The sequence below is a fragment of the Albidovulum sp. genome (assembly GCF_049646345.1).
GTDB lineage: Bacteria > Pseudomonadota > Alphaproteobacteria > Rhodobacterales > Rhodobacteraceae > Albidovulum.
Window position 1 is genome coordinate 1 of record NZ_JBARVQ010000054.1, and the last position, 5156, is coordinate 5156.

The window sequence follows — 5156 nt, forward strand, 5'->3', positions numbered from 1 at the left end:
AGAAAACCATGTCGGTCCGAATCAACGGTTTGGACACACATTACATGTATCGTGACGTCGTGGACGTCGTGGAACAGGCCGGCGAACGTCTCGACCTGATCATGATCCCCAAGGTCGGAACCGCCGCCGATGTCTATGCCGTCGACATGATGGTGACCCAGATTGAGGATGCGAAAGGCTATAAGAAACGGATCGGTTTCGAACATATCATCGAGACCGCTCTTGGCATGCAGAACGTGACCGAGATTGCCGGTGCGTCGAAGCGGAACGAATCGCTCCATTTCGGTGTTGCCGACTATGCCGCCTCAACCCGTGCGCGCACCACGATCATCGGCGGTGTGAACCCGGATTACTCCGTCCTGACCGACCCACTGGCGGATGACACCCGCGCCACCCATTGGGGCGATATGTGGCACTATGCGCTGGCCCGCATGGTCGTCGCCGCCCGCGCCAACGGGCTGCGCCCGATCGACGGTCCCTTCGGCGATTTCCAGGACCCCGAGGGCTACAAGGCCGCCGCCAAACGCGCCGCCGTTCTCGGCTGCGAAGGCAAATGGGCGATCCACCCGAGCCAGGTCACGCTTGCCAATGAGGTGATGAGCCCGTCCGCGGCCGAGGTCACCAAGGCCCAGCGCATCCTGAAAGCGATGGAAGAGGCCGCGGCCGCCGGCAAGGGTGCCGTGTCGCTCGATGGTCGTCTGATCGACTACGCCTCGATCCGTCAGGCCGAGGTGCTGGTCACCAAGGCCAAGCAGATCGCGACCGCCTGACCCATGGCAGGGCTGCGCGACACCGCGAAAGAGCTGTTTCAGACCGCCCGCAGGGCGGCCGATCCGGCCCTTGCGCTGCGCGCGGCCCTCTCCGAAAACCCCCTGCCCCGCCCCGATCCGGGCGGGGTTTATCATGTTGTTTCCATTGGCAAAGCCGCCATTCCGATGGCCGAGGAGCTGCTGCGCAATCTGGGGGATGTCGCCCCCGATGCCCTTGTGATCACCAACTACGAAAACGCCCGGAACCTGCCCGGCGCAACGGTGATGGCCTCGGGCCATCCGGTACCGGATGAGAACGGCGCGAAAGCGGTGGCGGAGGTCATCCGGCGGCTGGCCACGGCGACCGAATCCGACCGCGTGATCGCCCTCATTTCCGGCGGTGGCTCTGCCCTCTTGCCCGCTCCGGCCGAGGGGTTGACGCTGGAGGACAAGGCCGAGGTCAACCGGCTTCTCCTCGCGCACGGGTTCGAGATCACCGAAATCAATCTGATCCGCCAGCAGATCTCAAAGCTGAAGGGCGGCGGGTTGCTGCGCCATGCCGCCCCCGCACCGGTTTCCGCCTATATCCTGTCGGACGTGATCGGCGACGACCTGCGCGTCATCGCCTCGGGCCCGACCGTCGCCCCCATCGGCACGGCGGCAGAGGCAAAGGCGCTGCTGACAGAGCGCGGCATCTGGGGTCGCCTGCCCGCCCCGGTCCAAGCCCATCTCAATGCGGCCAAGGCGCAACCCCCTTTGCCGCAAGCAAAAAACATCCTGATCGGTTCGAACCGCAAAAGCCTTAATGCCGTCGCCAAGGCCGCCGGGGCGAATGCCCGGATCGTCAGCGACCACCTTACCGGCGATGTCGCCGAGGCCGCGGAAGCGGTGATCGCCGCCGCCGGTACGGCCCCGAAAGACCGCCCCGCCTGCCTGATCTTCGGCGGCGAAACCACGGTGGTCCTGCAGGGCGACGGTCTGGGCGGACGCAATCAGGAACTCACCTTGCGCGTCGCCCTTGCGATGCCCGACCTGGACCGCGACTGGGTGTTTCTTTCGGGCGGTACCGACGGCCGCGACGGGCCGACCGATGCGGCGGGGGGCATTGTCGATGCCGGAACTGCGGAGCGCATCCGCGCCGCCGGGCAGAACCCTGAGGCGCTTCTCGCCAACAATGACAGCCATGCGGCCCTGAACGCAGCGGGCGACCTGCTGATCACTGGTGCCACCGGCACCAATGTCGCCGATGTGCAGATTCTGATGCTGGCTTGAACCTCAGCCCGCCCCCATCACCGCTTCCTCACGGGCGATGGACCAGTCGATAAGCCGCCGCCAGAGGGTTTCCACCAGAGCAGGATCGAGCCCTTCGGCCATGGCCCGCGCGCGCACCTTCGCCACCACATCCTCCACCCGGTCGTCGATCCGGGCAGGCAGGCCAAGGGCGGGCTTCAACTCGGACGCGCGGTCGATATAACTCGTCCGTTCCACCAGCAATTCGATGAGCGCCGCGTCGATCCGGTCGATCTCGGCCCTCACTTCGGCCATGGTCGCGCAGTCCGCAGGTTTCATCGCTTACTCCGTTGGTTTGACGCGCCTCTTACAGCGCCGGGCGTGGCTTCACAATGCGGCCGCTTGTCCATCAGAAAGACGCGCGCCCCGTCGTCCAGGCGAACCAGAGAGCAATCACCGCAAGCAGCGCCGAAAGGGTCCGGCGGACGATACGGCTGCGGCGTGGATCGTCGAGAACATGCCGGGCAAGCCCCGCAAGCACCACGATCGCAACATGAATTGCCGTCGCGACCGCCACATAGATCATTGACAACGTTAACGTTTCCGTCAGCGCATCCCCGGTTGGATTGGTGAAGGCAGGCAGGACGGCGATATAGAAAACCGCCGCCTTGGGGTTGAGAAGGTTGGTGATCAGGCCGCGCCGGAAATAGCGCAGCATGCGCGCGCCGAAGGGCATCTTGTCGACCCCGTCGCCACCATCGCGCCAGCCGTCCCAGGCGAGCCAGAGAAGATAGAAGACGCCGCCCCAGCGCAATGCTTCATAGAGAAAGGGGGACGCCGTCACCAAGGCCGCCACCCCAAGGGCCGCCGCGACGCCGACAATGGCCAGTCCCAGCGCCACGCCCGCCACCGCGGCAAAGCCCGGTCGCCGCCCTTCGGTCGCGGCGACAATGGCAAGCCAGGCCATGTTCGGCCCCGGCGTGAGTTCAATCACCGCCGATGTCAGGATGAATGCCGCAAGCGTTTCAAGGGCCAGACCGTTCATCGCCGGGCTAGACCCATTTGGCGAGCGGCGGCAGGCTCATCAGCACCGCATTGGCGTCGTGCCCGGTTTCCAGCCCGAACTTGGTGCCTCGATCGTAGACGAGGTTGTATTCGGCATAGAGCCCACGATGGATGAGTTGGGTGTCGCGGTCGGCGTCGCTCCACTCCGTTGGAAGGTGGCGTTCGACAAGCGGGCGGAAGGCGGGCAGGAAGGCGCTGCCCACGGCCTGCGTAAAGGCGAAATCTGCCGCCCAGTCGCCAGTGTTCAAATCGTCATAGAAGATGCCGCCGACCCCACGCGCCCGTCCCCGATGCGGCACGAAGAAATACTCATCCGCCCAGGATTTGAAGCGGGTGTAATAGCCCGGATCATGGGCATCGCAGGCGGCTGCCAGCGTGGCGTGGAAATGGGTCGTGTCCTCATCATATTCGATACAGGGATTGAGGTCGGCGCCGCCGCCGAACCACCAGGCATGCGGCGTCCAGAACATGCGGGTGTTCATGTGGACGGCCGGGCAATGCGGGTTCTGCATATGGGCGACAAGGCTGATACCCGAGGCCCAGAACCGCGGATCCTTGTCCATGCCCGGCACGCCCCGCGCCGCCATTGCCGCCTGTGCCCGCGCACCAAGCGTGCCATGAACGGTGGAGACATTCACACCCACCTTCTCAAAAACTTGGCCGCCGCGCATCACGCTCATGATGCCGCCGCCCGCATCCTCGCCATTCTGCCCGTCGCGGCGGGTCCGGCTGACCTCGAACCGGCCCGGCGCGTTCTTAGCCGAAGCACCCGAGACAGCGCCGTCCTCCAGCTCTTCGAAGGATGCGACAATCTGATCCCGCAGGCTGCGGAACCAGTCCGATGCCTGTTTCTTTTCCGCCTCGAATGCGCCGCCCATACCCCGTTTTCCCTTCAGACCATCATTCTTGGCCTAGCACCTTTACCAATCCCCCGGCCAGAATGACATATCCGCGCAGCGACACGACTGTGATTTGGCGCAGGCCGGTAATGCGTTATGATCGCACCCGTAACCATTGCCCGAGGTCGCTATGCCCCGCTTTCTTGTCCCCCTGATAGTACTCGCCGTAACAGCATGCGAACAGGATCCGGCCACTCGCTGTGCCGGGCCGCAGACGCGCGAGCTTCGTACGGTTGAAACCCTGATCGCCGACAGCCGCTCTGCGCTGGATCGTGGCTATCGCATGGAACGGGCGGAGAGTGGCGCGCGGGTCAATTTCTGCCTCGGCGGGGCGCGGTCGAATGTGGGGCTCAGCTATTGTACCGATCCCGGCGCGGCTCGCCGCGCCGTGGCCATTGATACCGAAGCCGAAAAGCGCAAGCTTGCATCGCTGGAGGCACGGCGCGATACCCTTATGGCGCGGATCGATGCCTGTGGCCGAGAGTAGGAGAAGCCTGATGCGTTTTGCTGCCCCTCTCGCCCTCACATTGATCCTGGCCGCCTGCGGCACACCGCAGGAACGCTGCATCCGCTCGGCCACGCAGGAAGCACGTATCCTCGACAGGCTGATTGCCGAAACCGAGGCCAATCTGGCGCGCGGTTATGCCTTTGAAAGCCGCGAGGTCGTACGTCATGTCTGGACAGTCTGCGACGACCATATCCGGCGGGACCGTCACCGCGTCCGGCCTATGTGCTTTGAACCAGAGGTCCGCACAGTAAAACGCCCACTGGCCATCGACCCGCAGGTCGAGGCCCGCAAACTCGACGGATTAAAAGAGCGCCGCGCCGCCCTTGCCCGGCGTGCGACGGGTGACATCGCCCGGTGCCGGGCACAGTTTCCCGAAGGTTAGGGCGTTTCAGGTTTCGGTTAGAACCACACGCATCCGAAATCGGAGCCCACGTAAACCCGAAACGCTTTAGTAGGCGGGCACCTGAACCGGGTCGAGCAATCCCCGCCCGCCATCGACGGTCAGGATTTGCCCGGTCACGAACCCCGCGCCATCCGAGGCCAGAAACTGTGCGGCATTGGCCAGTTCGGACGGTGAGCCGATGAAGCCCATCGGCGTGCCGTCGGTGATCGCACCGCGCCAGTCCGGGTTTTCTCTGAGGCTGGCTTGCAGGCTCGCGCTCATCACGCTGGCGATTGCGATACCGTTGACGCGGATGCGTTCGG

The 5156-nt window shown here is 64.6% G+C and carries 8 protein-coding genes; 4 read left to right on the forward strand and 4 right to left on the reverse strand.

From position 1 onward, the window contains the following. Together WBB85_RS01340 and WBB85_RS01345 are read left to right on the forward strand one after the other, a co-directional pair. A partial coding sequence (locus WBB85_RS01340; protein WP_432636826.1) for an HpcH/HpaI aldolase/citrate lyase family protein occupies window positions 1-770 on the forward strand: 770 nt, incomplete at its 5' end. Window positions 771-773: 3 nt separating this feature from the next. Beyond that, complete coding sequence (locus tag WBB85_RS01345; RefSeq protein WP_432636827.1) at window positions 774-2021, forward strand: glycerate kinase type-2 family protein; 1248 nt, start codon at window positions 774-776, stop codon at window positions 2019-2021. A gap of 3 nt (window positions 2022-2024) precedes the next feature. Here WBB85_RS01345 and WBB85_RS01350 read toward each other — a convergent pair whose 3' ends face one another. From WBB85_RS01350 to hemF, 3 genes are all read right to left on the reverse strand, one after another. Beyond that, window positions 2025-2318 (reverse strand): chorismate mutase, encoded by a 294-nt coding sequence (locus WBB85_RS01350; RefSeq protein WP_432636828.1) that lies wholly within the window; start codon window positions 2316-2318, stop codon window positions 2025-2027. A gap of 70 nt (window positions 2319-2388) precedes the next feature. Then, the gene (locus WBB85_RS01355) at window positions 2389-3024 is read right to left on the reverse strand and encodes a LysE family translocator (RefSeq protein WP_432636829.1); all 636 of its coding nucleotides are present in this window, start codon (window positions 3022-3024) and stop codon (window positions 2389-2391) included. 7 nt (window positions 3025-3031) lie between these two features. Beyond that, a complete protein-coding gene (gene hemF, locus WBB85_RS01360) occupies window positions 3032-3922 on the reverse strand; it encodes an oxygen-dependent coproporphyrinogen oxidase (RefSeq protein WP_432636830.1) in 891 nt (296 codons plus the stop codon). A 151-nt stretch (window positions 3923-4073) separates the two neighbouring features. Between hemF and WBB85_RS01365 the strand changes: the two genes are divergently transcribed. Both WBB85_RS01365 and WBB85_RS01370 read left to right on the forward strand, forming a co-directional pair. Then, window positions 4074-4430, forward strand: coding sequence for a hypothetical protein (locus WBB85_RS01365; protein WP_432636831.1), 357 nt, complete (start codon window positions 4074-4076; stop codon window positions 4428-4430). Window positions 4431-4440: 10 nt separating this feature from the next. Continuing rightward, window positions 4441-4833 (forward strand): hypothetical protein, encoded by a 393-nt coding sequence (locus WBB85_RS01370; protein WP_432636832.1) that lies wholly within the window; start codon window positions 4441-4443, stop codon window positions 4831-4833. Between the two features lie 66 nt (window positions 4834-4899). On the opposite strand, the gene WBB85_RS01375 is transcribed toward WBB85_RS01370, so the two are convergent. Continuing rightward, window positions 4900-5156 (reverse strand): SDR family oxidoreductase (locus tag WBB85_RS01375; protein ID WP_432636833.1); only part of this gene is annotated, 257 nt, incomplete at its 5' end.